The organism is Lentzea sp. NPDC102401, from assembly GCF_044765805.1.
Lineage (GTDB): Bacteria > Actinomycetota > Actinomycetes > Mycobacteriales > Pseudonocardiaceae > Lentzea > Lentzea sokolovensis.
In genome coordinates this window covers 171,196-197,097 of the sequence record NZ_JBIWKS010000014.1, presented here as the reverse complement: position 1 = coordinate 197,097, position 25,902 = coordinate 171,196, and the positions used below count along the sequence as shown (strand labels likewise).

Here is a 25,902-nt window from a genome sequence, read left to right as displayed (position 1 = left end):
GTCGAACGGATCAGCTGATCAGGTCACATGGCCGATTCGTTCAAGACCCCGCTCCATGACCGGCATAGGTTCGAGGCATGATCGAACAGGCGAGGAACTTCCTCTGGCTCAACGCCCGCACGCTGGAACAGCGCTGGTTCGAACACGCTTTCGGCGGCGGGAAGGCCGAGCACGTCGTCCAGGCCGTGCTGGCCTACCGCAACGACGACGGCGGCTACGGGTACGGCCTCGAACCCGACCACCGCGGTCCGACCAGCCAGCCGCTGCACGCCCTGCGCGCCCTTCAGGTGTTCGTCGAGGTCAACGCCCCGGAGCAGGCCGAATCGATCCTGCGCTGGCTCACCGAGACCTGCCCTGACGGCTCCGTCCCGTTCGGCATGTCCACCTCGAAGGACCACCCGAAGGCACCCTGGGTCGCCGCCGACGACCAGGGCGGACTCCTGCTGACCGCCCAGATCGCCGCCGCCCTCCACGCGCTCGGCACGACCGACCCGTGGCTCGACAAGGCCACGAGCTACTGCTGGCAGGAGATCGAGAAGCTAGAGAACACCCATCCGTACGAGTTGCGAGCAGCGGCGATGTTCCTGGACGAGGTGCCGGACCGGTCCCGCGCCGAGCTCGCGGCCGAGAAGCTCAAGCACCTCCAGCCGAGCACCGAGGGGTACGCGGACGGCGAAGCACTCGAACCTCACACCTACGCGCAGAAACCCACCAGCCTCGCCTGCGGCTGGTTCACCGAGAAAGAACTCACCGAAGACCTCGACGAACTCGAGCGAGGTCAGCAGGAGGACGGCGGCTGGAACTTCGGGTTCCCCGCCTTCACCCCGGTCGTCGACTTCGAATGGCGTTCCATCGCCACGGTCGACGCGTTGCTGACCCTGCGCCGCTACGGTCGGATCAGCTGACCCAAAGACACCCCAGCCAACGCACGCACCTCGCGGGCCAGATGAGCCTGGTCCGCGTAGCCGGCCTCGAAGGCGACCGAAGAAAACGGCACGCCGTCCCAGGCCAGCCGCAGTGCCGCGTCGAACCGCAACACCCGCTGCAACACCTTGGGCGGATACCCGAACGCGTCCAGGCACCGTCGCCGCAGCTGACGTGAACTCAGCCCGATCTTCCACGCCGCCGACGCCACGTCCACGGAACGCAGCAGGGAAGCCGTCGCGGCCACTGCCGGGTCCACGACCACCCGCGAAGCGCAGAACGCCACCATCTCGGAGAACGATCCGAGCCGCGCGGCAGGCACCAGCTCGGACAACGGCACCCGCAGATCCCGGACGGCGTGCGCGGGCACCCCGAACACCGACGTAAACGCCCCCGGCGGCAACCTCACGCCGTACAACGTCCCGGGAGCGACCACGGCGAGCTGAGCCGAAGTGTCCGGACCGGCCACGAACAAGGCACCGGTGGCGGGCGCCCACATCAGGTCCGTGCAGCCGTCCGGCACCACCCGCTGCACGGTCGGCGCGGCCACCGTGCGCGTCCAGAGGCAGGCCAGGCCCGCGGGAGCAGGACGTTCGGCGTACACAGACCGACCGTACCTGTTTCCGGTCGCTGCAAACGTTGTCATCCGTGGTGGGTAAGACAAAACTCCCGTCGCCACACCCCCACGAGGAGACGACCGAAGGACAACTCCATGCGAGGCAAATCCCTGCGCACAGCCTTGGCCGCAACGGTGGTGCTCACCCTGACCGGAGCGCCCTCGGCGACGGCTGCCCCGCCCACGTTCACCCACCCCGGCGTGCTCGTGAGCAAGGGCCAGCTGGACGTCATGCGCACCCGCGTCAACGCCGGCACCCAGCCGCAAAAGCGTGCCTACGACGCGATGATGGGCTCCCGGTACGCATCCCTGTCGTACACGCCGCACCCACGCGCGGTGGTCGAGTGCGGCCCGGTGTCCAACCCCGACAACGGCTGCACCGACGAACGCGAAGACGCCATCGCCGCCTACACCCACGCGCTGGCCTGGTACGTGACGCGCGACGCCAGGTACGCCACCAAGGCCATCCAGATCATGGACGCCTGGTCCGCCACGATCCGCGACCACACCCACGACAACGCCCACCTGAAGACGGCGTGGTCGGCGTCGAGCTGGCCGCGCGCCGCCGAGATCATCAAGCACGTCTACGGGACCTGGCCCAACGCGGGCAGGTTCGGCACGATGCTGCGCGACGTCTACTACAACGAGATCCAGGGCAGCGACCCCCGCACGGGCAACTGGGAGCTCAGCATCGCCGAGGCCATCGTCGGCATCGGCGTTTTCCTGGACGACAAGGCCATCTACGACCGCGGCATCAGCCTCTACCGCGCGAGGGTCCCCGCGTTCATCTACCTCACGTCCGATGGCGCGCTGCCGAAAACCGTGCCCAGCAACAACCTCGACACCCGCGAGAAGATCATCGGCTTCTGGCACGGCCAGTCGACGTTCGTGAACGGCCTCACCCAGGAGACCTGCCGCGACTTCGTCCACACCGGATACGGCCTGTCCGCGATCTCGCACGTGGCCGAGACTTCCCGGATCCAGGGCGTCGACCTCTACCCCGAGGTCGGCACGCGCCTGCGCGAGGCACTGGGCTTCCAAGCCACCTACGAACTGAACGGGCCGCCGTCGTGGCTGTGCGGCGGAGCGGTCAAGCGCGGCCTCGGGCCGATCACCGAGGTCGGCTACAACGCCATGCACAACAGGCTCGGCAATCCCATGCCCAACACCGGGACGTGGACGACCCAGCGCCGCCCGCTCGGCACCAACAACCTGTTCGTGTCGTGGGAGACGCTGACCCACGGCGACAACCTGGGCTAGAACGAGAAGAAGGGCCCGTTTCCCAGTGACGGCTGTACGAGCCTGGACCGCACGAGGTGACCACGGAGGGGGTCCGGGGGCGAAGCCCGCCGGGCGGGGTCTGGGGGTTGCACCCCCAGAAAACACAACGGGGCGAGCCGGTTCGCGCTTTCCGCGAACACAACTCGCCCCGAGTTCCGTGGACGATACTGGGATTGAACCAGTGACCCCTACCGTGTCAAGGTAGTGCTCTCCCGCTGAGCTAATCATCCGTGTCGTACGGATGACATTCTAGCGGACGAACCGGTCCCCGCGCTCAGGGGGTCAGAGGCCGAACTTCACCCAGTTCACGCTCACGTAAGCCGCCGGCTGGCCGCTCGTGAACGTCACGTACACGTCGTGCGTGCCGGAGATGTCCGAGATGTTCGCGGGGATCGTTCTCCACGCGTCCCATCCACCGGTGTTGCCGACCGCGAACGACCCCGCCGGAGTCGCCGTGCGCGATCCGAGCCGCACTTCGACCAGGCCGCTCACCCCGCTACCGGCGCCGGAGGCCACGCGCGCCAGGAACTGGCGGGCAGGCCCCGAGCCGAAGTTCACGCCGGAGAACTTCAGGTAGCCGCCGTTCGCGATCTGGTGAACGCCGGAACCACCATCCCCTGGCGCCACCGAACCACCGGAGCGTTCCGAGGCGTTCTCCGCCTGCAGCTCGCTGTACGCGGAGCCCCCACCGCCGGGGTTCGACGTGGTGGTCGTGGTCGTCGGGGGAGTGGTGGTCCCGCCGCCAGCCGAGTACACGGCCACGTAGTCCACGACCATGGAGTGCCCGGACTGCGTGGCCGCGACAGGGGTCGGCTGGTTGTTGTTCAACGCGTTCGGGAACGCGCCGCCCATCGCCAGGTTGAGCAGGATGAAATGCCCGGCGTGCGACGTCATCGCGTTCCACACGTTGACGCCCACGCGTGCCTGCGTCACCTGGTGGAAGGACTGGCCGTCGACGAACCACGTGAACGTCTTCGCGGCGTCGTCCCACTCGAAGCGGTAGGTGTGGAAGGCGGACTGGCAGGACGAGCCGGGGCACGCCCGCGAGTTGCCGATGCCGGTGAACTCGCCGCAGGCACCGCCGGGAGCGACGTCGCAGTGCAGCACGCCCCAGACGGAGTTGATGCCGTTGACGTTCTCCATGATGTCGAACTCGCCGATGCCCGGCCAGTTCCAGTAGTTGCCGCGGTACGGCGCGCCCAGGGTCCAGAACGCGGGCCAGTAGCCCAGAGCGGCTTCACCGGTCACGTTCGGCATCTGGATCCGGCCCTCGATGGCGAGCTTGCCGCCGGCCGCCGGCTTGAAGTTGGAGCGCTGGGTCTCGATGCGCGCCGACGTCCAGTTGCCCCCGCCGTCCTTCAGGGCGGTGATGCGCAGGTTGCCGTTGCCGTCGAGCTTCAGGTTGTTGGTGCTGTTCGTGTAGTTCTGGATCTCGCCAGTGCCCCAGTTGGCAGGTCCGCCGGGGTAGCCGTGGCCGGTGTCGATGATCCAGTTGGAGCTCGACGGCAGCGATCCGTTGGAACCGTTGAAGTCGTCACCCCACACCTGCGTCCATCCCGCGGCAGGGGGTGGGATCGAAGCGTTGGCGGACATGGCGGCGATCGCCAGGGGTACCGCGGCAATAAGAGCTGTCGTGGCCGCGAGGATGCGGCGTCGTTGCCTCATGCGCGGGTGACCTCCTTGTCACGGGTGCAGTCCATTTATGAGAGCGCTCTCACGGGGTAAGAGCAAGCCTCCGTTCGGACTAACGCCCCAAAACGCACCAGGTTGCGCGGCGTCTCGTTTGGACTTACTTCGCGTCCGCGTAGCAGGTCACGGGCACCGCGTTCATCGGAAACCGCACCGCTGTCCCGCCGAACAGAAGCCGCGTCGCCTCGCGCCCGGCTTCGGCGATCGCCTCGATGACGGCGTCGGCGTCGGCGAGCGGGCAGTGCACGAGCACCTCGTCGTGCTGGAAGAACACCAGGTGCGCGTCGGCGGGCAACCGGTTGCGCAGCACGCCCAGCAACGCCGCCGTCCAGTCCGCCGCGCTGCCCTGGACCACGAAGTTCCGGGTGAAGCGCCCCCAGTTCCGCGCCGCCTGCCGCGACGAGCTCGACGACTCACCCGACTCGTCGGCGCCCCCGGTCAGCTCCTGCCACGCCGCCGACGGCGTGGGTGACGTGCGGCCCAGCCGCGTGCGCACCATACGGCCCTGCTCGCCGGCGCGCGCGGCGTCCTCCACGTAGCCGACGGCGATCGGAAACCTCTTGCGCAGCACGGCGAGCAATGGCCCGGCCTCGCCAGAGGTGCCGCCGTACATCGCCGACAGCATCGCGATCTTCGCCCGCGGCCGTTCGCCCTTGAACGAGTCCTCCGCCAGCGACGCGTAGAGGTCGTCGTCCCCGCAGACCTCGATCAACCGCGAATCCCCTGACAGGGCAGCGAGAATCCGCGGTTCGAGTTGCGACGCGTCCGCCGCGACGAGGCACCACCCGTCGTCGGCGATCACCGCCTGCCGCATCAGCCGCGGAATCTGCAACGCGGCTCCACCACGCGACGCCCAACGTCCGGTGACGACGCCGCCCACGACGTAATCCGGCCGGAACCGCCCGTCCTCGACCCACGTGTCGAGCCACGACCAGCCGTGCGCCACCCACAGCCGTGCGCGCTCCTTGTAGTCCAGAAGTGGTGCCACGGCAGGGTGATCGACCTTCTTCAACACCCACCGCCGCGCCGACGGCACCTCGATGCCCGCCCGCGCGAACGCCCGCACGATGCTGGCCGGCGCGTCCGGGTTCATCTCCCGCCCGCCGAACGCCTCCTGGATCTGATCCGCCAGGTCCTGCAACAACTTCGGCCGCTGGCCGGGTGCGGGACGCGGCCCGAGGACCTCCTCCAGCAACCTGTTGTGCACGTCCTCCCGCCACGGCAACCCGTGGTGCGTCATCTCCGCCGCCACCAGCGCCGACGCCGACTCCGCCGCGATCAGCAACCCGAGCGCCGGATTCCGTTGCTGCGAACGGAAAACCAGCGACAACGCGGCCAGCTCGTCCGTGTCGCCCGGCAGCGTCACCGGCTCCGGCCCGAACAACGTCAGCGCGTCGTCCTTCTTGGGCGGCCCGACGTCGGCGGGAGCGGGCAACCCGAGCACCCGGGCCAACGCGCCAGGCAGCTCCTTCGGCTCGCGATGCCGGCCCTCCACGCCGAGCAGCAACGCCTCGGTCAGGTGCAGGTCCCAGCACCGGTCGACCCGCACCCCGGCCGAGAGCAGCACCGGGTAGATCTCGGACGTGTCCGCCCACACCCAGCGCGGTCTGTGGGCGCGCTCCAGCGACGCGACGGCCGAGGCGAGCGACGAAGCTGTCATCACGGGACCAGAGGGCGTCCCGTCATCGTTCAGCTTCTGCCACCGCCCGGCACCGTCCGCCTCGGCAACCAGAGCGACCAGCACACCTGGGATTGTGCCGAACAGGTCTGACAATTTCAGTCCAGGCTGAGACTTTCACGAGTAACCAGTACATGAGCGGCGCGCGCCGGGAGGTAGCGCTTCGCGCAGCGCGGCGTCGTGATTGGAAAGGTTCTCAGTCAAACCACAGGTCATCTCCTAGTGGGAGCGCTGCCACAGTGCCAAACCAAGGAACGCTCACATTGGGAGAGCTCTCATGACCAACGGCAACGCGGCCACCGGCCTGCGCGACCTCAACGCCGGCATCCCCGACGCGGCCCAGCTCAAGGGCGCTGTCTCGGCGGTCTACGACGACGTGGCGTCGTGGTCGCGGACAGGCGACTTCTGGAACTGGGGCATGCACTGCCCCGAACTGCTGAACGAGCTCAACGGCCTGCGCCCGAACTTCAACGCGGGCGTGAGCGACGGGTTCTCGGAGCAGCTCTACTTCCAGACCCTGCGCGGGCTGCCGTACACGGCGAACGACTTCAGGACCCTCAAGGTCCTCGAGGTCGGCTGCGGCATGGGCGAGGGCCTCAACTTCCTCACCCGCCTGATCGACCCGGCCAGGGCGGTCGGCCTCGACATCTCCGGCGCGGCCATCCGCAGGGCCAACGCGATCCTCGCGCGCGGCGACCGGCTCACCTACGTCGAGGGCGACGCGGAGAGCCTGCCGTTCGAGGACGGCGAGTTCGACCTCGTCATCAACGTCGAGAGCTCGCACAACTATCCCGACGTCGAGAAGTTCTTCCGCGAGGTGGCGAGGGTCCTCAAGCCCGGCGGTCACTTCTCGATCATCGACGTCTTCGACCCCCGCTCCAACCAGCGGTTCCGCAGCAGCTTGCAGCAGAACGTCACCGAGTTCGACTGGATCGCGGAGCGCGACGTCACGGAGAACGTGAAGAGCGCGATCCGCCAGCGGATGGCTCCCGGCAGCTTCTTCCGCAAGGAGTACGCCCGCAAGCAGATGCCATTGCGGGCCCGGATCATCGGTGGCCTGAACGGCGCGCACTACGCCGGCGCCGACTTCATCGGCCACAAGGACACGCTGTCGAAGGTGCTGGAGCTCGCCCGCATCCGGACGAAGTTCGTCGGCGAGTACGAGAGCTACCGTCACCACCTGGCCCGTCGCGGGTAGCTGTTGGAGCTTCTCCAAGCCAGTAGGCAATGGAGTGAAGGAAAAACGGGAAAAGGCCACGATGGTGTGGTCTTGCTATCCCTCGCCTGGTGACCGGCCGACTATGAAGCCGTGGACCGAGCACTCAGCGTCGCCGCATTGCTGGATCCCACCCACCAGGTGGTCCCCTTTCACGGCAGAGAATCCGAACTGCGCACACTCACGCTGTGGCGCGACAGCCCCGCGCCGCAGGCGTCTCTGCTGCTGCACGCCCCGGCGGGCGCGGGCAAGACCAGGCTGCTCCAGCACTTCCGGGAGGAGCTCTGGGACGACGACGCGCACGGCAGGCTGCTGGTGATCGACGACGCCGATCGCCTGCGGTGGCATGACGTCTTCGTGCAGTTGCAGGACACGCTCCGGCACGGACCAGCGCGCACACGGGTGCTGCTGGCGGCGAGGACCACGGGCTGGTGGTGGTCCTCCACCCGCCAGCGCATCGCGGACTTCGACCACCAGGTCACCGCCCTCGAACTGGCCTCGACGCTGGACGACCGCGCCGAGTCGTTCACGCTGGCCTGCCAGCACTTCGCCAAGCACCTCACGGTGACCGCGCCGGACGAGCCACCGCCGAACATCGCCGGGGAGACGGTCCTCGACCTGCACATGGCCGCGCTGACCGCGGTGCACGGCGACCCGTGCGACGTGAACCGCACCCAGCTCGTGCGGCAACTCCTCAAACGCGACGACGGCCGCAAGACCGGCCGCATCGCCGAGGACTACCACGCGGTCGCCACCCCCGACACCCCGGACCCGGACCTGCTGGCCCGCGCCGCCCTGCGCTGGCCGAACCTCAGGCCCAGGCTCGACGAGCTCGTCACGGGCAACCCGGAGATCGTGCGCGACATGGCCCGCGACAGCCTCCGCGTCGCCGCGGAGATCGGGTCGTTCGCCACCCTGGAGACCATCGCCCGCCAGGTCTTCCGCGACGAGCGCTTCGCCACGGACGCGATCCCGTCGATCCTCACCCACCGGCTGATCGAGCGCGCCGACGACGTCCTCGAACGCGCCGAGATGTACGGCATGCTCAGCGCCCGCACGATGCTGTGCGGCCTGCGCCAGGAGTCCGTCGAGGCCTCCCAGGCCGAGGTCGAGTGCTACCGCGAGCTCGCGAGGCAGGACCCGGAGAACCGGCCGTTGCTCGCGGACGCGTTGGGAGACCTGGGACTCCGGCTCATCAACGCGCAGCGCAACGACGAGGTGCTGGCCGTCTCCGAGGAGGCGATCGACCTCTGGCGCGAGATCGCGGAGGCCGACCCGGAGTCCATCCCGCAGCTCGCGTCCGCCCTGGAGCAGATCAGCTACCGCTACCAGACGCTCGGCCGCGACGAGGACGCGATGACCGCCATCAGCCGCGCCACCCTGCTCTTCCAGGAGCTCGCGAAGAACCACCCGGCGCTGTTCCGCGCCGACTTCGCCAGGGTCGCCGCCGCGATGGCCCGCCGCTTCCACGTCGAGGGCAACAAGCAGCACGCGGCCGACTCGATGCAGCTCTCCATCGCGAACTGGCGAGTGCTCGCCCAGGAGGACCCGCGCTTCGAACCGGAACTGGCCCGCAACCTCGTCGCGGCGGGCACCATGCTCGTCGACCTGGGCAGGGCCGAAGCGGCCAGCGAGGCGTTGAAGGAGGCCATCGACCTCTTCCGCCGCCTCGCCGTCGCGAATCCCGAGACGTTCGGCACCGACCTCGCCGAGGCACTCACCCAGCGCAGCCAGGCTCTGAGCGAGCTGGCCGACGACATCGACGCCGCGCTCACCGCCCGCGAGGCCGTGATGCTCTGGCGCGAGACGGGCGACCGCAAGGGCCTGGGCGCCGCACTGCTCAACGTCGCCAAGGTCGTGGGCGACGTCGGCGCGGCCGAGGAAGCCGTTGAGGTGTATCGGGAACTGGCGGCCGAGGACCTCGTCTGGAACCAGGCGGGCCTCGTGATCGCCCTCGCGATGCTCGTCGAGCAGCAACTCCTGCACGACCAGGACGCGCAGGCGCTGCACACCGCCGACGAGTGCCTCGAACTCTGCCACCGCCTACCTTCGCAGCTCGTCGAGTTCTTCGGCGCGAAACTGGCGCCACCGCTGCAGAACACCGCCCGCGCGCTGTCCGAAGCGGACCATCACGTCCGCGCGTTGCGGATGTCCGAGTTCGCGGTCGGCGTCTGCCAGGCCCTGAAGGCGAGGACGGCGCCCACCGTCTACCTCTCGGCCCTGCAGCAGCACGTGTGCAGACTCCGTGGCGCGGAACGGAAGGAAGAGGCGCGCAACACCGCGCACACGGCCGTCGTGCTGTGGCACATGGCAGGCCTCGACCTCGACCGCCACGCCGGTTACGGCGACGCGCTGACGATCTACGGGCGGTTGTGCGCGGAGACGAAGTACGAGACGGAGAAAGCACTTCGGCTCACCCACCGCGCGGCTGACGTCTTCCGCGAGGCAGGTGAGCCGGTGAAGTTGCGGTTCGCCCTCGAAACGGCCGCCGAGCTCAGCTCTTCGTGAGCAGCGAGCGCACGAAGAACGCCACGTTGGCCGGACGCTCCGCGAGGCGGCGCATGAAGTAGCCGTACCACTCGTCGCCGTACGGAACGTAGACGCGCATGCGGTTGCCCTCGGCGGCGATGCGGCGCTGCTCCTCGGGCCGGATGCCGTACAGCATCTGGAACTCGTAGGTGTCCTTCGAGCGCGCGGACGCCAGGTCGGCGGCGATCGCGATCAGGCGCGGGTCGTGCGAGGCCACCATCGGGTAGCCCTGCCCCTCCATCAGCACCTTCAGGCACCGCACGTACGACAGGTCGACGTCGTGCTTGTCCTGGTACGCAACGGAAGCAGGCTCCTGGTAGGCGCCCTTGCACAGCCGCACGCGCGAACCGGAGTACGCGAGGTCGCGGCAGTCCTGCTCGGTGCGCTTGAGGTAGGCCTGCAGCACCGCGCCGACCCACGGGAAGTCCACTCGCAGCTCGCGCAGGATGCCCAGCGTCGAGTCGGTGGTGGTGTGGTCCTCCATGTCCAGCGTCACGGTCGTGCCGACGACACCGGCGGCGGCACAGATGCGACGGGCGTTCTCCAGCGCGATCTTCTCGCCGTCGACGGCCAGCGACTGACCGACGGCGGACAGCTTGACCGACACCTCGGCGCCCTCGGTGAGTCCGTGCGACTCCAGTCGTGACAACAGCGTCAGGTACGCCTCGACGGTGTCGTTGGTCTGCGACTCCTCGAAGGTGTCCTCACCGAGGTGGTCCAGCGTGACCAGACGACCGTCGCCGAGCACCTCGGCGGTCGCGCGGATCGCGGAGGAGACGTCGGCACCGGCGACGAACCGCTCGACGACGGGCCGGGTCAGCGGCGTCGACTCGACGAGCTTGCGGGCGCTCGCGTTGCGGGCCGCGAAGAGAAGGCTGGAGCGCAACATGGTTCACGTCCTCAGGGTGTGAGAGGTGAGGGGAACGTCCCGGTGCTTGTGGCTCAAGGACGTTCCCCTCACTTCAGAAGGGCTGGATCTAGCCCTGGTGCGGGTGGAGGTGGGAGGTGGGCGCCGCGAAGGTCTCCTTGATGGAGCGCGGGCTGACCCAGCGGAGCAGGTTGTGGACCGACCCCGCCTTGTCGTTCGTGCCGGACGCGCGGCCGCCGCCGAACGGCTGCTGGCCCACGACGGCACCGGTCGGCTTGTCGTTGACGTAGAAGTTGCCGGCGGCGAACCGCAGCTCTTCCTGCGCGTGCGCCACGGCGGCACGGTCACGCGAGATGATCGAGCCGGTCAGACCGTAGGGCGCCGCGCTCTCCATCTGCTTGAGCACGGTCAGGTAGTCCGCGTCCTCGAACACGTGGATCGCGAGCACCGGGCCGAAGAACTCGGTGGTGAACACGGAGTTCGTGGGGTCCGAACCGACGAGCACGGTCGGCCGCACGAAGAAGCCGTCGCTGTCGTCCGCGGTGCCACCGGCGGCGATCTCCAGCGAGGAGTCCGCGCGAGCGGCCTGCAGCACGCCCGACAGCTTGTCGAACGAGCGGCGGTCGATCACCGCGCCACCGAAGTTCGAGAAGTCCGTGACGTCGCCGTAGGTCAGGGCGTCGACCTCGGACAGGAACTGGTCCTTGATCTTGTTCCACACCGAGCGCGGCACGTAGGCGCGCGACGCGGCGGAGCACTTCTGGCCCTGGTACTCGAAAGCACCGCGGATCAGGGCGACGCGCAGCACGTCGGGGTCGGCCGACGGGTGCGCCAGGATGAAGTCCTTGCCACCGGTCTCGCCGACGATGCGCGGGTACGAGCGGTAGTTCGCGATGTTCGCGCCCACCTGCGCCCACAGCTTCTGGAACGTCGGCGTGGAGCCGGTGAAGTGGATGCCCGCGAGGTCGGGGGACGAGAGCGCCACCTCGGACACCGCGAGGCCGTCACCGGGCAGCAGGTTGATGACGCCGGGGGGCATGCCGGCTTCTTCGAGCAGACGCATGGTGAGGTGCGCGGCGAACGACTGGGTCGGCGACGGCTTCCACAGCACGACGTTGCCCATCAGCGCGGGCGCGGTCGGCAGGTTGCCGGCGATGGCCGTGAAGTTGAACGGCGTGATCGCGTAGACGAAACCTTCCAGCGGACGGTGGTCCGTGCGGTTCCACACGCCGGGGGAGGAGATCGGCTGCTCGGCCAGCAGGGTGCGGGCGAACTGCACGTTGAAGCGCCAGAAGTCGATCAGCTCGCACGCCGAGTCGATCTCCGCCTGGATCGCGGTCTTCGACTGGCCGAGCATCGTGGCGGCGTTCAGCGTCTGCCGCCACGGACCGGCGAGCAGGTCGGCGGCGCGCAGGATGATCGCCGCGCGGTCGTCGAACGACATCGCGCGCCACGCCGGAGCAGCCTCACGGGCGGCCCGCAGCGCGTCGGTCGTGTCCTGCTGCGTCGCGCCGGCGAGGGTGCCGAGGACCGAGCGGTGGTTGTGCGGCTGGACGACGTCGAAACGCTCGCCGCCACCCATACGCTGCTCGCCACCGATGGTCAGCGTCAGATCGAGCGGCTCCTTCTGCAGCTCGACCAGCTTGGCCTGCAGCTCAGCGCGCTCCGGGGTACCGGGGGCGTACTGCAGGACCGGCTCGTTGACCGGGGCGGGAACCTGGGTGACCGCGTCCACTCGCAACTCCTTATGGGCTTGTTCGGTACGCAAACCGTAAGTCCGCGCGACCTGGCCTCGGTTGTGCGAAACGCCAAGATTCACCAGGTCAGATGTACGATCGAACAGTGTCGAGCCTCCGCCACGTTCTCATCGCGCTGGGCGATCCGCTCGTCGAACTGCAGGTTGCCCCGCAGGGCCTGGAGGTGGACGTGCGCGATGTGGTGATCATGGATCCGGACGACCCGCCGGACGTGGCGCAAGGTGACCTCGCCCTGCTCATCGGCGCCCGAGGCCGGGCCGCGTTGCCGCTGATCAGGGCCGCGGGACGAGCCAAAGCCGCCGCGGTCGCGGTCAAGGAGTCGTCCCAGGCGCTCGAACAGGCGGCGACGGACGCTGGAGTGGCGTTGCTGGAAGTCCGGCCCGAGGTCCGCTGGGGCCACCTCGAGTCGCTCGCCAAAGGCGTCCTGACGACCACGACCGACGACGGCGAGGTCCTCGGCGACCTGTTCGCGCTCGCGCAAACGATTGCCACCCTGACCGGCGGCATCGTCAGCATCGAGGACACCGCGAGCCGCGTGCTCGCCTACTCCCGCTCGTCCGACGAGGTCGACGAACTGCGACGGCTCTCGATCCTCGGCCGCCAGGGCCCGGAGCCGTACCTGAAGATGCTGCGCGAATGGGGTGTCTACAACCTCCTCCGGTCAGGAGAAGAGGTCGTCCGCATCGACGAACGCCCCGAACTGGGCATCCGGAGACGCATCGCCGTCGGCATCCACGCCGGCCGCCAGCCGCTCGGCACGATCTGGGTGCAGGAGGGCGACCAGCCGCTGACCGACCAGGCCGAACGAGCGCTGCTCGGCGCCGCCCGCGTCACCGCCCCGCACCTGATCCAGCAACGCAACCAGCCCACGTCGAGGTTCCGCGAGAACCTCCTGGCCGCCCTGCTCACCGGACGGATGGACGCCGCCACCGTCGCCGGTCAGATCGGCGCCGACCCGACGAAACCCGCCGCGGTGGTGGTGTTCGCGGTGCGCAGCGCCGAAGGCGACCGCAGCGAACACGAGCTGCGCCGAGCCGAGATGACCGGGCTGATCTCGGTGCACGCGGCGGCGTACCGGCGCAGCGCGCTGGTCAGCGAGTCCGGCGGCCGCACCTACGTCCTGCTGCCGGACCTCGCCCCGAACGCCCAACTCCTGAGCCTGACCAGGGAGATCGTCACCACCGCACGCCGTCACCTGCACACGGCCGTCCAAGCCGCCGTCGGCTCGACGGTGTCCACACTGGACGACGCGCAGATCTCCCGCCAGGAGGCCGAACGCGTGCTGGACGCGATGGCCCGCGACCTCGACGCCGAGGTGGCGACGCTCGCCGACGTCCGCTCCCAGGTCCTGGTGAGCGAGATCCTGGCGTTGCTGCAGGACAATCCGCGGATCCGCGATCCGAGGATCGACGCGCTCGACCCGGAACTCGCGAAGTCGTTGCTGACCTACCTCGACGCGCTGGGTGACGTGCGCGCCGCGGCAGACCGGCTGCACGTCCACCCGAACACGCTCAGGTACCGGCTCAAGCGGATCGACCTGGATCTGGACGACCCGCTCGTCCGGCTCGTCGCCCAGCTTCAGCTCAGGATGCGGTAGAGCAACGCCCGTTCCGCGATCGTCCACGTCGTCGTGGTGAGCAGGTACAACCCGGCGGCCAGCGGCAGGTACGCGGCCACCAGGATCGTCCCGAACGGCAGCACCTTGACCAGCCCGGTCATGAACCCCGGCTGGGGCGTGGTGGTCATCCGCGACTGCTGCCACTTCACGGTCAGATAGGCGACCACGGCGAGCAGCCCGAACAGCACGAAGAACACCCACGCGAAACCGGTCGTGAAGTGCGAGCCGAGCGAAATGCCGAACAACGTGCCGTCCAGCAACGGGTTCGGCGTCGTCACGACCTGGTAGATGACCATGAAGAACGGGACGGTCGCGAGCATCGGCAGCATGCCGGCGAACATCGACACGCCGTTCTTCTTGTAGACCTTCTGCGACTCCTCCGAGAGTTTCATCAGATCCTTGCCGTACTTCTTCTGCAGCTTCTGGATCTCCGGCGCGAGCTTGGCCTTGGACTTCTCGCCACGCACGGCCGCGCGGTAGAAGGGGTGCAGCACGAGCCGCACGACGATCGTGAACAGAACGATGGCGAGCGCGGGCATGCCGAAGCTCGCCAGGGCAGCGCCCAGGTCAGCGAACAAGGTGTGTTTCTCCGTCTTGAGTCAGGGAAGTGCGGGACGTGTCAGAACGTCCGGCATCCCGGTGCTCGGGGACGGGCTTTGCCTGCGGCGTCAGGGTTTCGCAGCCGCAGTTGGGCTGAGCGCTGGGCTCGTTCGCGGATCGAGAGCGACCGCGCCGGTGCCACCGACAGCGGCACCAGCGCGACGACCACGATCAACGCGAGGGCGAGCGCGGTCACGGCCGCGACGACCTCGGTCGGAGACGAGAACAACGTGAAGGCGTAGAGGGCAGGCAGGAAGACCGCGAGCATCAACAACGCTCGCTGCTTGGTCTCCGGCCGCCACATGCCTTGCAGACTACCTGCGCTTGACGGGAATCGGGGCGGTCTCCAGCAGGCTGCCCGCTTGGTCGTAGAGCCGGACCTGCTTCGGCACGCCCAGGCTCGGCCACCACGTCACGATCCAGCCGTCGCCGAGACTCGCGGTCACCTCCAGCGCGTCCTCGGTGACGATGACCGCCTTGCCGACCTTCGGGCTCACCCGGCCGATCAGAACGGTCGTGCTGATGTCACTGCCCACCTCCGTCATGCCGATCTGCGGGGCGAAGTCGGCGAACAGGCGGTCGCCGAGCGGCTCGCGTTCCTCGATGCCGCCGTGGGCGCCCAAGCCGACGGCATTCGGTGTTCCCCAGCACAGTGCCTCGGATTGCGGACTGGTGAACAGCACCATCGTCGTGTTGCCGCGGTGGTCGGTGACCGACACCTCACGCGGGGCCGGCCAGACCGGCTGGCCCTCGACCCCGCGCTCCGCGTCGTGCCGGTCGAGCGTCTTCCCGCACTCCGCGATCATGGGTGACATGTCGCCGGGCGCCCTCGGCTCGGCGGTCCACGATGCGGAGGCGTCCTGGTTCGTCGGGGTCCACAGCACGAGCGTCACGGCGACGGCGGCCACGAGAGCCGTCGCGGGCACCGTGAAACGCCACCACCGCCGGGACGGCTTCGAACTGATCTCGTTGAGCAGCGCGTGCTTGCGGACCTGGAGCCGCATCGGTTCCAGCTGCGGGATGTCGGGCTTGATCACAGTGCCTCCTCAAGCAGGGCGCCACGCACGGTGCGTTGCGCGCGAGCGAGTCGGGACTTCACCGTGCCGACCGGGATGCCGAGCACCCTGGCGATCTGCGCCTGACTCAGGTCCGACCACGCGGACATCTCCAGCACCTCCCGTTCCCCGGCGGGCAGCTTCTCCAGCTCCGCGATCACCGTCCTGGTCCTGGCCTCCGCGTCCACCCGCCGTGCCACGTCATCGGCGGGCTGTGGCGGAACCTTGTCCAGCGCGGTCTTGTACCGCTTGCGGGCACGTTGGTGGTTGCGGGTGACACCCAAAGCGACGGTGTACAGCCACGGCAGGAGCGACTCCTCGACGGTCACGGACGTGCGTTTGCGCCAGGTCTCCATGAACACCACGGACACCAGGTCCTCGGCGACCGCCCACGTACCGGTGCGGCGCAGGCAGTAGGCGAACACGGCTTGGGCGTGGCGTTCGAACAGCAGCCCGAACGCCTCGCTCACACCGGCCCGGACCTGCCCCCAGAGTTCTTCGTCGGTCACGGACCCTCCTCTCTGCCCCGCCTATGTCCGCGGCGGGCAGAGCGGTTCACGACTCGACCAGACCCGGCCGTTCGGGGTGGTCGTAGCGCACGAAGAGGTCGGCCACCGGCTCGTAGTCGTCGAACGCGGGCAGGGTCCACTCCTCGGCGGTCCTGCGTTTCAAAGCGCCGGGGGAGAGCCACAGGTGGACCGTGAGCTCGGCCGGCAGCCACCGGTCGAGCATCAGCGTGCCGTCGACGAGCACGACCCCGTTCTCCGGCAGGTCGACGTACTCGGCGCGACTGGCCCGGTCGGTGGCGGCGTTCCACAACGACGGCAGCACCTTGCCGTCCATCGCCGGGTCGAGCACCTCGCGTTGCAGTCCGCCGAAGTCGAACCAGTCGTGCCGGTACGAGTACGAGTCGGTGCGGCCGTGTTCGAGCCGCACCGAGGCCGGGCGCAGGAAGTCCTCAAGAGACACTCGTTGCACCGCACGGCCCAAGGCACGCAACGGTTCCACGGCGGCGTCCGCGAGCCTGCCAGGTTCGGCGGCGGGTGCGCCGTCGATCAGGACGCGCACCCGTCCGCCGATCTCCGACACCTGGCCGACGATCTCGGCGACGAGCGTGTCGAACGTGAGCGGCCGGACCTTCACCGCCAGTCCAACGGTGGTCGCCAGTCCGCCCAGGCCGTGTCCCACCAGATCTCGCCGGACGCCAGCATCTTCTCGATCTTGAGCCCCTCGGCCCTGATCTCCTCGGCCTCCCGCGCGGAGTACTTGCCCGACGCGACCTGCTCCTCGAACTCGTCGAGGTCGCGCTGGGCCCAGGTGCCGTCCGGGTCGAGGGTGTAGTCCAGGGCGTGGTCGAGGGTCTCGAACCCGTCCTCGACGCGGCGGTAGGGCGCCTGCAGGTTCAGGTAGTAGTTGCCGAACGTCCTGTTCTCGCCCTTCCAGAACAGGTCGACGGAGTAGGCGTCCCGCGGGCGGTGCAGCATGAGCTTGCCGTGGCCGCGCCAGAAGCCGCGTTCCGGCTTGTCCCACGGGTGCGGGTGGTGGTGGTCGGGGTAGGTGAGCCGGGTGCCCGGCTCCACGAACACCGCGAGCAGCCCCGGCTCGTCGGCGATCACCCTGGTCGGCATCTCGGACCAGACCTTGCCGTGCAGCACCTCACGCCGCACCACGACCTCACCCGGCGTGAACAACCTCATGGTCAGAACTTACGTGATCACGCTCGGCCGCGTCCTCGGCCAGCATCTTCCGCTTGAGCACGGGCACGGCGTTGGTGACGCGCAGGAACGTCCGCTGGAACGCCGCCGCGATCCGTCCGATCACGGGCTTGTGGACCAGGCTGTTGCCGTCCATCATCTCGCGCGAGGCCTCCACGGCCTCGAACCCGTACTCGATCATCTCCTGCTCGTACTCGCCGATCGCCTCTACGACGTTCTTGCCGTTGTGGGCCTCGATCAGCTTGCGGGACAACAGTTCCGCGTCGCGCAACGCGGTGTTCGCGCCGATGCCGCGGCCGGGCGTCATCAGGTGCACCGAGTCGCCGATCATCGTGACGTTGCTCGGCTTCCACGGCCGCAGCCGTTCGGACGTGCGGACCCTGATCTGGAACACGGTCTCCGGCGTGGCCAGCGCGAAGAGCTTGCGCAGGTTCGGGTGGAACTTCGGGGTCATGGTCAGGACGGCCTGCTTGAGCTCGGCCTGGCTCATGCCCTTCATGTCCGGGAACTTGTCGTGCGCGGCCGCGTAGCCCCACATGATGTAGTCGTCCTCGACGCCCGTGCCGTCGAAGCGCATCACGTGGATGATCACGAACTCGCCGTGGGGCCCGAACAGCAACGTGATGCCGCCGTCGGCCAGCGGGGGCAGCAGCTTCGCGTTCTCCTCGGTCAGCGGCAGCTTGCCCGCGATCGACGTGATGCCGGTGTCGACCACCTTGGCGTCCGGCAGGTGCTGCCTGCGCACCCTGGACTGCGCGCCGTCCGCGCCCACCAGCACGTCACCGGTCGCGGACGTGCCGTCGTCGAAGAACGCGGTGACGGTGCCGTCGTCGTTGCGGGTGAAGCGCGTGAACGTCTTGTCGAACCGGACGACGTCGTCCAGGCCGCCGAGCAACGCCGTGCGCATCGCGATCCGGCTGACCGACTTCTCGCTGCGGCTGTCGTCGAGATCCGTCGCGATGTCGCCGACCAGCAGTTCCTTGTACTTCTCGGTGCGCATGACTATGTGTTTCGGCGGCCGGGCGGTGGTGCGGACGAACTCCGCGAACACGTCCGGAGGTAAGCAGCTGTGCAGCGCTTTGCTTCCGTCCGGGCTGATCCCCACCCGGTAGCCGATCAGCATGCTGCGCGGCGTGCGGTCGCGTTCGAACAACGCCACGTCCACGCCGGCCTTCTTCAGCCCGTGCGCCAGGCACAGGCCACCGGTCCCCGCTCCGATGATGAGTACGCGCATGACAACTCCCCCTCGCCAAATCTCTTAGCAAGGAAGATATTCAGTTCACGAGAGTCTTGTCAATCGTCCTGACTGAGTCTCCTGAGCCGCGCGGTGGCGATCGCGAGCCGGACGTCGTCCGGCGGCAGCAGCTTGACCAGCTGTTCCAGTGCCTCGACGTCGTGTTCGCCGGAGTCGGTCTGGGTGAAGGTCCACAGCGCGTTCGCGTCACCGCGCTGCAGGACCGCCTTGCGCACGCCGGTCGCGAGGTCGTCCCGCTCGGCCAGCACGACGGGTGCCTCGGAGCGGCGCAGCAGCGAGCCGCGGTACCTGCTCGCGGCCAGCGGCACGTCGGCGGACTTGAGCGCGGCCCGCACCGCCAGGAAGTCCGTCTCGACGTCGGCGGTGAGCCGGTACGGCCTGGTCGCGAGCACGTCCGGGCCCAGCTGGGCGCGCAGCCGGTGCAGTTCGGCGCGCACCGTCGTGGGGTTGCCGCGTTCGCCGTAGAGGTGCAGCGCGAGCTGGTCGGCGGTCAGCCTGCCCTGCAACGTCAGCGCGCACAGGATCTCCGCGTGCCGCAACGAGAGCGGCACCTCGCGGCCGTCCAGCACGACCTTCGGCTCGGGCAGCAGGAACGACAGCGACAGCACGCTGCGCCGCACGTGCCGCTGACGTGGAATGCGCAGCAGGTAGCCGTGGGCGAGCGGCTCCAGCACGGCTTCGCGGCCGTCGGGCAGCTCCACCCGGTCCGTGGAGACGTCGACGCGTGGGGGCAGCAGCCCGTACGGCTCGACCGCGACGACCCTGCCGGTGGGACTGAGCAGCGCGCCGGGCTCACCGCGCAACGCGATCAGGTGCCGCATGTTGCGCGCCCGCAGCTCCTCGTCCTGCGCGTGCATCCGCGCGAGCATCTCCGACTCGGCCAGCCGGGCCGACGCGGACACCAGTGCCACCATCGAGGGATGGACGGTCTCGATCGGGCCACTGAGATCGACGACCCCGATCGTGGCGCCCGTGTCGGGGTCGCGGATCGGGCTCGCCGCACAGGTCCAGTGGTGGTAGGTCCGCACGAGGTGCTCGGCGGAGTGGACCGTGACGGGGGAGTTCACCGCCAGCGCCGTACCCATGCCGTTCGTTCCCGCCGCACCCTCTGACCAGAGCGTTCCCTCGGCCAGGCCGACGTTCTCGGCGCTGCCGCGGGTGTCCTTGGAGCCCTCGCACCACAGGATGTGGCCCTGGGCGTCCGCGACGATCATGATGTGCTTCGCCTCTTCCGCGAAGCCCAGCAACGTCTCGCGCAACAACGGCAGGGTCGGGTGCAGCGGATGCCGTTCGCGCAGGTCGGACAGCTCGTCGGCGGCGAACACGGTCGGCGCGGTGTGCAGGTCGGGATCGACGTTCGCGGCGAGTGACCGCTGCCACGACGCGGAAATCACTGAGCGTGGCAAATCAACCGTGTGAGTACCACTCAACACGGCATCTCTGACTCGACTCAGCAACAGTGCGTGTTGCCCGGGTTCGTGGGTCACTGATCCATCCACGGCTTGCAACGAGCATGCAACGTTCTGCTGCCTACTTTCTCATTTCCCCCACCTCAGCCTCCGTGTGGGCCCTCTTCTGGCAGGGAGTCGAGAATGACGCAGTACGCGGCACCGGGGCAGCCCGGCAGCGTGGTCGCGTACCGAGCGAGGTACGACCACTTCATCGGCGGCGACTACGTGTCGCCCGTGGCCGGCGAGTACGCCGAGAACGTCACGCCGGTGACCGGTGAGGTGTTCACCGAGGTCGCCCGCGGCACCGACGCCGACCGCGCCCGTGCACTGCACGCCGCCAGCGGCGCCGCACGCGCGTGGGGGAGCACCACGGCCCGAGAGCGCGCCACCGTGCTGTGCGAGATCGCGGACCGCATCGAGGAGCACGCGACCGAACTCGCCGTCGCCGAGACGTGGGACAACGGCAAGCCGGTCCGCGAGGCCCTGGTCGCCGACATCCCGCTGCTGATCGAGCTGTTCCGCCAGTTCGCCGCCGTCGTCCGGGCCGAGGTGGGCGAGGTCGAGCAACTCAGCCGCGACTCCTACGACTACCGCTCGTTCCAGCCGCTCGGCGTCGTGCACGAACGCGTCTCGTGGACGTTCCCGCTGATGAACGCCTGCCGTGTGCTCGCGCCCGCGTTGGCCGCCGGCAACGCCGTGGTGCTGGAGCCCGCGCTGCAGACGCCGGCCTCGATCCACGTGCTGCTGGGCGTGATCGCCGACCTGCTGCCGCCCGGCGTCGTCAACGTCGTGACCGGCTCCGACGACCATCCCGTCGTGGCGGGGCGCTGCCCGAACATCTTCTTCTCCGACGTCGCCGCGTCGCGAGACGGCTTCCTGGACAAGGCGTTGGAAGGCTTCGCGATGTTCGCGGCCAACCAGGGCGAGATCTCCACGGCCCCGTCGCGCGCGTTGATCCAGACCGCCGTCTACGAGGAGTTCCTGCACCTCGCGACGGTCCGCACGCAGTCGTTGCGGATGGGCGACCCGCTCGACACCGACACCATGGTCGGCGCTGTCGTGAGTCTTGCGCAACGCGATCGAGTTCTTGCGTACGTGGAGCGCGGCAAGGCCGAGGGCGCGCGGTTGGTCGCTGGTGGCTCGGCCTCCGGCCACTACGTCGAGCCGACGATCTTCGAAGGTGACCACAGGTCGTCCGTGTTCTCGGAGGACGTGCTCGGGCCTGTGGTGTCGGTGACCCGGTTCGACGACCGCGATGACGCGCTGAAGATCGCCAACGAGGCCGCCGCCCAGCTCGGCGCCGGCATCTGGTGCCGCGACGTCGCGCTCGCGCACAACGTCGGCCAGGAACTGCGCGCCGAGCGGGTGTGGGTCAACAACTACCACGCGTACCCGGCGAACACCGCCGTGCTCGCCGACTACCGCCGCGTGAAGCACCTGCTGGTCAGCTACTCGGACCGTGGGCAGGGGTATTTCTGAGGACTACTTCTTCCAGGGCACCTGGGTGCTCGCGTAGAAGTTGATGCCCTGGATCTTCCAGCGCGGTCCCTGCGCGCCCAGGCGTGGGGCGAAGCGGTCCCAGTTGTGGACACTCGCCGGTGACCAGCCGAGTTCTGCCGCTACCGGGAGCCTCGGGAACGCCATGTACTCGATGTCCGCGGAGGACTTCAGCGTTTCGGTCCACAGTGGAGCTTCGACTCCGCGGACGTTGGCTTCCGTCACGCCCTTGAGGTACGCGCCGGGGTTCCAGCTGTAGGCGTCCTTGACCTCGACCAGGCCCGCCCAGTCCAGGCCGAGCTTGGTGTCCTTGTTGTACTTCATGTCGAGGTAGATGCGGTTGGCCGGGGACATGACGATCTTGTTGCCGCGCTGGGCCGCCGCGGCCACGTTGGCGTCGGTCGTCTCGGTGCCCCAGAACTGCGGGATCGCCGTGGTGTCCTTGGTGGTCTTGATGAACTCGTGCCAGCCCGTGGTGGTCTTGCCGTACTTCTTGACGAGCGGCAGGACGCGGTTCATGAACGTCGTGTAGTCGGCGTCGGGGGTGCTGAGTGCTTCGTCGCCGCCGAGGTGGAAGTACGGGCCCGGGGTGATCGCGGAGACCTCTTTGATGACGTCTTCCACGAACTTGTAGGTGATGTCCTTGTTGATGCAGAGGGAGCTGAAGCCGACCTCGGTGCCGGTGTAGAGGGGGCGCTTCTTGCCGTCGCAGTTCAGTTCGGCGTAGCTGGCCTGAGCGGCGTTGGTGTGGCCCGGCATGTCGAACTCCGGAATCACGGTGATTCCCCGGTCGGCCGCGTAGCGGACCAGGTCCTCGTACTCGTCCTGGGTGTAGAAGAGTTTGCCCGTGCGGCCGCCTACCTCTGTGCTGCCGCCGATCTTCGTCAGCTCCGGCCAGCTCTTGATCTCCAGGCGCCAGCCCTGGTCATCGCTCAGGTGGAGGTGGAAGTAGTTGATTTTGAACTGCTGGATCTGGTCGATGTAGCGCTTGACCTGGGCCGGGGTGAAGAAGTGCCGGGAGACGTCGAGCATGGCGCCTCGGTGCTGGTACCTCGGGTGGTCCAGGATGCTGGCTCCTGGGACCTGCCAAGGGCCCTGTTGTCTGGTCTTCGCCTCTGCCTTGGCCGGCAGGAGTTGGCGGAGGGTGGAGATGCCGTTGAAGTGGCCTGCCGCGGTGTTGGCGCGGATCACGACCTGTTTCGGGGTCACGTCCAACTGGTAGCCCTCTGGGCCCGTTCTCGGGTCTGCGCCGGAGGTCAGGACGATGCCGTCGCCTGTCACGCCGTCAGTCACCGGTAGGGCGTAGCCGGTGGAGGGGCGGAGGATCTTGGCCAGCAGTTCGGCGGGCTTGCGGGCGTCCGGCGAACCCAGTTGGATCTTGGCGGCCGCCGAGAGAGTGAAGGTCTCCGCCCTGGACTGCACCTGGACCGGCTGGGGGACCAGTTCTTGCAGGGCGGTGGCTTTGGCTGCCTCGGCTGTGTCGGTCACCAGCACTCCTGATCCGGCGATCACCAGTGCCGCCAGTGCGGCCTGCAGTTGTTTTGATTTCACGCCATCCTCCGGACACGAGGGGACCTTGGCGGCGTTCGGTCACGGTTTCAGGGGTTGGTCTTGGCTGTCAAGGTTCAGACCAATTCCAGGCGAGGTCCGCAGGTGGGTCACCTTGGGGGTGGGTGGCTGCTAGAGGTGTTCCTTGCTCAGCTTGTGCCACAACGCCGGGAGTGCGGCTTCCGTCCTGTGCGCGAGTTCGACTTCCTGGCCGTAGAGCAAGCCGAAGGTGAAGCCGTTCTCGTCGCCCCTGCCCAGTTCCAGCAGCACTGGGCGTGCCACCACCGAGTCCTGGTGGTGGCCCAGGAGGGTTTGGACGTCCTTCGCGCGCTTGCGCAGGGCCTTGGCGTGCTTGCCCAGTGCCGGTTCGGCTACTTCTGCCGAGTAGCGGAGGCGTTTGGCCGCCTTGCGGGCCTCGTGCAGTGGCTCGTCGCTGTCGTTGACCTTCAGCGCTTCCTCCACGCGGACGTCCAGGCGGTGGCGGGCCTTTTCCACCAGGGGCGGGAGGACTTCCTTCGCCTTGCCTGAAGCCAGAGGTGTGAGAGGGGGTGCGGTCAGGAGGGCGTCGATGGTGTTGAGGAGGGTGAAGTAGCGCCCGCTGTCCAGGGCCGCTACGGAGTCCTTGTGCGCCTTGGCTTCCAGCGGGGCGAAGTAGCGGGTCATGCGGGCCGCCACGTCGCCCAGGGCCAGTTCTGGCGGTAGGGCGTGGAGGTTGTTCTCGAAGCGTGTGCGGAGTACTTCGAGGTCACGTGAGGTGCCCAGGACCGAGGCGAGCCACTTGAGTTCGTCGGCGAGGGCGCGGGTTTGTTCCCGGTCGACGATCTTGCCGAACGCTTGCAGTGCCGAGCGCATGCGGCGGGTGGCCACTCGCATCTGGTGGACGGCGTCGTGCTCGTCGCGGCGGACTCGGGGGTCCTGGTTCTGCAGCGCTGCGCGTTGGTCGTAGAGGTAGGCGAGCAGGACGTCGCCTGCTGTCGGCTTCTTGCCGAGGGTGGGGCCCGCGTCTCGTTTCACGCCGATCACCTGGGAGAGCTTGGACTTCGACGAGGACGGGACGATGCCCGCGTCGCCCAAGTGGCGTTCCACGGTGTCCAGGAGCTTGCGGTCGCCGCTTTCGCCCAGCTCTACTTCGATTTCGCGCCATGAGGTCGTTGTCGTTGAAGAGCCCATGGTTTGGGCGGTGACGACGTCGTCGACCACCTCGGCGAGCATGTCGCCGGTGCCGTTGGTCAGTTGCCAGCGGCGGCGGTTGGTGCGGATTTCGGCCACTGGGGCGAGGTTCTGGCCTCGGGTGTGGGCGCGTACCAGGGAGGAGAGGTCCTTCGGGGGCTTCTTCACGGCTTTGCCCAGGGGGACGCGCAGTTCTTGGCGGGAGTCCTCGCCTGCCGGGAGTTTGAGGTGCCAGCCCTCGTCGTCGCCGCCCACGCGCCTGCGCAGGGTCACGCCGGCGCGGGCCAGGCGGTAGTCGTCCGTGTCGAAGTACGTGGCTTCGAGGTCGAACTCCTCCGGGCCGGTGGCCACGCCGGTGATCTCGGTGAGGTCCGGCAGACTCGCGTCCGATGGTGCCTCGTACTTGCGTTCGGTCTCAGTAACGGAGGTCGCCATTTTCTATTAATACCTCGTTTTGTCCCAGTTCACCCAGTGTCGTGACGGTGCGTGAGGGGTGGCTGCCACGGCCGGGCGGAACCGCTCCTCGAATGCGTGTATTCGTCGGGTACCCGCTTTTGCGCGTCCCTACTGTCCGGTTCGCTGGTCGCGTGCCCACGGAGAAGGAACGGCTTGACGTGGTCGAGCCCCAGGTCGCCACGTTGATCAGTCATGTCGGTCAGCTGTCCGCGGAACTGGAGCGCGTCACGGCTCGGCTGACGGTGCTGGAACGGCGGTTGTCCGGTGCCGGTGACGGGCCGCTCGCCGACCTCGACGCGGTGTCCGGCGAGGTCGAACCGCTGGTCGAGGCGCTGCGCAAGGCATGGGACGCGGAACAGGAGATCCTCGCCGATCCGGCGCGGGTCGACCTCAGGGCCGAGGTGCTGGAGTTCGACGGGCTCAAGGCTCGCCGCGACGAGGCCAGGTCCAAACTGGACGGTGGGCGGGTGCCCCGGTTCGAGCGGGACGCGCTGTCGCACGAGGTCCGCCAGATGGAGTGGTTGATCAACGCGAACGAGGCCAGCGCGCAGCGGGCGGCCGAGCGGCTGGAGGCCGACGAGGACGCCGTGGGGGAGGAGTGGCGCACCGAGGCCGTGCTGGCCGGGGACAAGGCTCGCGGCGAGATCAAGGACGCGGCCGCGCGGCGCATCTCCGAGGCGCTCGGGCAGTACGCGCGCATGCCCGTGTGGTTCCGGGTCGGGCTGGGCGAGATTCCCACGCCGGACCCGTCGTTCTGGCTCGAGTCGGCGATCGCGGTCCTCGCTTACCGGCTGGAGTACGGCGTCACGGACGCGGTCACGCCGCTCGGGCAGCCGCCGTCGGCCGCGTCCGGGAGTGAGAACTGGGTTCGCCGCACGAACGTCTACGCGGACATCATCGACCGCCTCACGACGTTGGCCGCGACCTTCCACCTGCAGTAGCCTGTTCTGCAACCGACGGGTTGCAGAAGGGGTGGGCG

At 68.5% G+C, this 25,902-nt stretch carries 22 protein-coding genes and 1 tRNA gene; 7 read left to right on the top strand and 16 right to left on the bottom strand.

Translation table 11 applies throughout. The annotated features are described in order from the left end of the window. The first annotated feature begins 77 nt into the window (after positions 1–77). On the top strand, positions 78–905 hold the full coding sequence (locus tag ACIRG5_RS38425) for a hypothetical protein (protein ID WP_402914356.1): 828 nt from the start codon (positions 78–80) through the stop codon (positions 903–905). On the opposite strand, the gene ACIRG5_RS38420 is transcribed toward ACIRG5_RS38425, so the two are convergent. Further along, positions 887–1,528 (bottom strand): helix-turn-helix domain-containing protein, encoded by a 642-nt coding sequence (locus tag ACIRG5_RS38420; RefSeq protein ID WP_402914353.1) that lies wholly within the window; start codon positions 1,526–1,528, stop codon positions 887–889. The genes ACIRG5_RS38425 and ACIRG5_RS38420 overlap by 19 nt on opposite strands. Before the next feature lie 108 nt (positions 1,529–1,636). Between ACIRG5_RS38420 and ACIRG5_RS38415 the strand changes: the two genes are divergently transcribed. Further along, positions 1,637–2,800: an alginate lyase family protein gene (locus ACIRG5_RS38415; protein ID WP_402914351.1), complete on the top strand. Its 1,164-nt coding sequence runs from the start codon at positions 1,637–1,639 to the stop codon at positions 2,798–2,800. Between the two features lie 179 nt (positions 2,801–2,979). On the opposite strand, the gene ACIRG5_RS38410 is transcribed toward ACIRG5_RS38415, so the two are convergent. The 3 genes from ACIRG5_RS38410 to ACIRG5_RS38400 form a co-directional block, all read right to left on the bottom strand. Further along, positions 2,980–3,051: transfer RNA gene (locus ACIRG5_RS38410), tRNA-Val, on the bottom strand. Between the two features lie 52 nt (positions 3,052–3,103). After that, complete coding sequence (locus ACIRG5_RS38405; protein WP_402914349.1) at positions 3,104–4,486, bottom strand: carbohydrate-binding protein; 1,383 nt, start codon at positions 4,484–4,486, stop codon at positions 3,104–3,106. 124 nt (positions 4,487–4,610) lie between these two features. Then, the gene (locus tag ACIRG5_RS38400) at positions 4,611–6,254 is read right to left on the bottom strand and encodes a bifunctional 3'-5' exonuclease/DNA polymerase (RefSeq protein WP_402914346.1); all 1,644 of its coding nucleotides are present in this window, start codon (positions 6,252–6,254) and stop codon (positions 4,611–4,613) included. Positions 6,255–6,465: 211 nt separating this feature from the next. Between ACIRG5_RS38400 and ACIRG5_RS38395 the strand changes: the two genes are divergently transcribed. Next, positions 6,466–7,386, top strand: coding sequence for a class I SAM-dependent methyltransferase (locus tag ACIRG5_RS38395; RefSeq protein ID WP_402914344.1), 921 nt, complete (start codon positions 6,466–6,468; stop codon positions 7,384–7,386). Between the two features lie 111 nt (positions 7,387–7,497). Then, positions 7,498–9,912, top strand: coding sequence for a hypothetical protein (locus ACIRG5_RS38390; RefSeq protein WP_402914342.1), 2,415 nt, complete (start codon positions 7,498–7,500; stop codon positions 9,910–9,912). Here ACIRG5_RS38390 and ACIRG5_RS38385 read toward each other — a convergent pair. Both ACIRG5_RS38385 and pruA read right to left on the bottom strand, forming a co-directional pair. Continuing rightward, on the bottom strand, positions 9,899–10,822 hold the full coding sequence (locus ACIRG5_RS38385; RefSeq protein ID WP_402914340.1) for a proline dehydrogenase family protein: 924 nt from the start codon (positions 10,820–10,822) through the stop codon (positions 9,899–9,901). The two genes, ACIRG5_RS38390 and ACIRG5_RS38385, sit on opposite strands and share 14 nt — an antisense overlap. Positions 10,823–10,910: 88 nt before the next feature. After that, positions 10,911–12,536, bottom strand: a complete 1,626-nt coding sequence (gene pruA / locus ACIRG5_RS38380; RefSeq protein ID WP_402914338.1) for an L-glutamate gamma-semialdehyde dehydrogenase — start codon at positions 12,534–12,536, stop codon at positions 10,911–10,913. A gap of 92 nt (positions 12,537–12,628) precedes the next feature. On the opposite strand from pruA, the gene ACIRG5_RS38375 reads away from it, so the two are divergent. Continuing rightward, positions 12,629–14,155 carry a PucR family transcriptional regulator gene (locus ACIRG5_RS38375; protein ID WP_402914336.1) on the top strand — a complete coding sequence of 509 codons (1,527 nt, stop codon included), beginning with the start codon at positions 12,629–12,631 and terminating at the stop codon, positions 14,153–14,155. On the opposite strand, the gene ACIRG5_RS38370 is transcribed toward ACIRG5_RS38375, so the two are convergent. From ACIRG5_RS38370 to ACIRG5_RS38335, 8 genes are read right to left on the bottom strand one after another with little or no spacing between them, the layout of a single operon-like run. Then, positions 14,137–14,754: a YidC/Oxa1 family membrane protein insertase gene (locus ACIRG5_RS38370; RefSeq protein WP_402914333.1), complete on the bottom strand. Its 618-nt coding sequence runs from the start codon at positions 14,752–14,754 to the stop codon at positions 14,137–14,139. The genes ACIRG5_RS38375 and ACIRG5_RS38370 overlap by 19 nt on opposite strands. Before the next feature lie 41 nt (positions 14,755–14,795). Continuing rightward, positions 14,796–15,080: a DUF6412 domain-containing protein gene (locus ACIRG5_RS38365; protein WP_402914331.1), complete on the bottom strand. Its 285-nt coding sequence runs from the start codon at positions 15,078–15,080 to the stop codon at positions 14,796–14,798. A 10-nt stretch (positions 15,081–15,090) separates the two neighbouring features. Continuing rightward, entirely contained in the window at positions 15,091–15,813 is a 723-nt protein-coding gene (locus tag ACIRG5_RS38360) for a hypothetical protein (RefSeq protein ID WP_402914329.1), read from the bottom strand. Further along, positions 15,810–16,340: an RNA polymerase sigma factor gene (locus ACIRG5_RS38355; protein ID WP_402914327.1), complete on the bottom strand. Its 531-nt coding sequence runs from the start codon at positions 16,338–16,340 to the stop codon at positions 15,810–15,812. The genes ACIRG5_RS38360 and ACIRG5_RS38355 overlap by 4 nt, the downstream gene beginning before the upstream one ends. Before the next feature lie 46 nt (positions 16,341–16,386). After that, a complete protein-coding gene (locus tag ACIRG5_RS38350) occupies positions 16,387–16,974 on the bottom strand; it encodes a uridine kinase (protein WP_402914578.1) in 588 nt (195 codons plus the stop codon). Beyond that, positions 16,971–17,528: a DUF402 domain-containing protein gene (locus ACIRG5_RS38345; RefSeq protein WP_402914325.1), complete on the bottom strand. Its 558-nt coding sequence runs from the start codon at positions 17,526–17,528 to the stop codon at positions 16,971–16,973. Before ACIRG5_RS38345 ends, ACIRG5_RS38350 begins: the two co-directional genes overlap by 4 nt. Next, positions 17,506–18,780: an FAD-dependent oxidoreductase gene (locus tag ACIRG5_RS38340; RefSeq protein ID WP_402914323.1), complete on the bottom strand. Its 1,275-nt coding sequence runs from the start codon at positions 18,778–18,780 to the stop codon at positions 17,506–17,508. Before ACIRG5_RS38340 ends, ACIRG5_RS38345 begins: the two co-directional genes overlap by 23 nt. 59 nt (positions 18,781–18,839) lie before the next feature. Further along, positions 18,840–20,195, bottom strand: coding sequence for a GAF domain-containing protein (locus tag ACIRG5_RS38335; RefSeq protein ID WP_402914321.1), 1,356 nt, complete (start codon positions 20,193–20,195; stop codon positions 18,840–18,842). Between the two features lie 198 nt (positions 20,196–20,393). On the opposite strand from ACIRG5_RS38335, the gene ACIRG5_RS38330 reads away from it, so the two are divergent. After that, complete coding sequence (locus ACIRG5_RS38330; RefSeq protein ID WP_402914318.1) at positions 20,394–21,731, top strand: aldehyde dehydrogenase family protein; 1,338 nt, start codon at positions 20,394–20,396, stop codon at positions 21,729–21,731. Between the two features lie 3 nt (positions 21,732–21,734). Here the strand turns inward: ACIRG5_RS38330 and ACIRG5_RS38325 are convergent, their stop codons facing one another. Further along, entirely contained in the window at positions 21,735–23,300 is a 1,566-nt protein-coding gene (locus ACIRG5_RS38325) for a beta-N-acetylhexosaminidase (protein WP_402914315.1), read from the bottom strand. Positions 23,301–23,429: 129 nt separating this feature from the next. Beyond that, positions 23,430–24,902 carry a CHAD domain-containing protein gene (locus ACIRG5_RS38320; protein ID WP_402914312.1) on the bottom strand — a complete coding sequence of 491 codons (1,473 nt, stop codon included), beginning with the start codon at positions 24,900–24,902 and terminating at the stop codon, positions 23,430–23,432. Between the two features lie 152 nt (positions 24,903–25,054). Here ACIRG5_RS38320 and ACIRG5_RS38315 point away from each other — a divergent pair, with 152 nt between their 5' ends. After that, entirely contained in the window at positions 25,055–25,864 is an 810-nt protein-coding gene (locus ACIRG5_RS38315; protein ID WP_402914309.1) for a hypothetical protein, read from the top strand. The last annotated feature ends 38 nt before the right edge of the window (positions 25,865–25,902 follow it).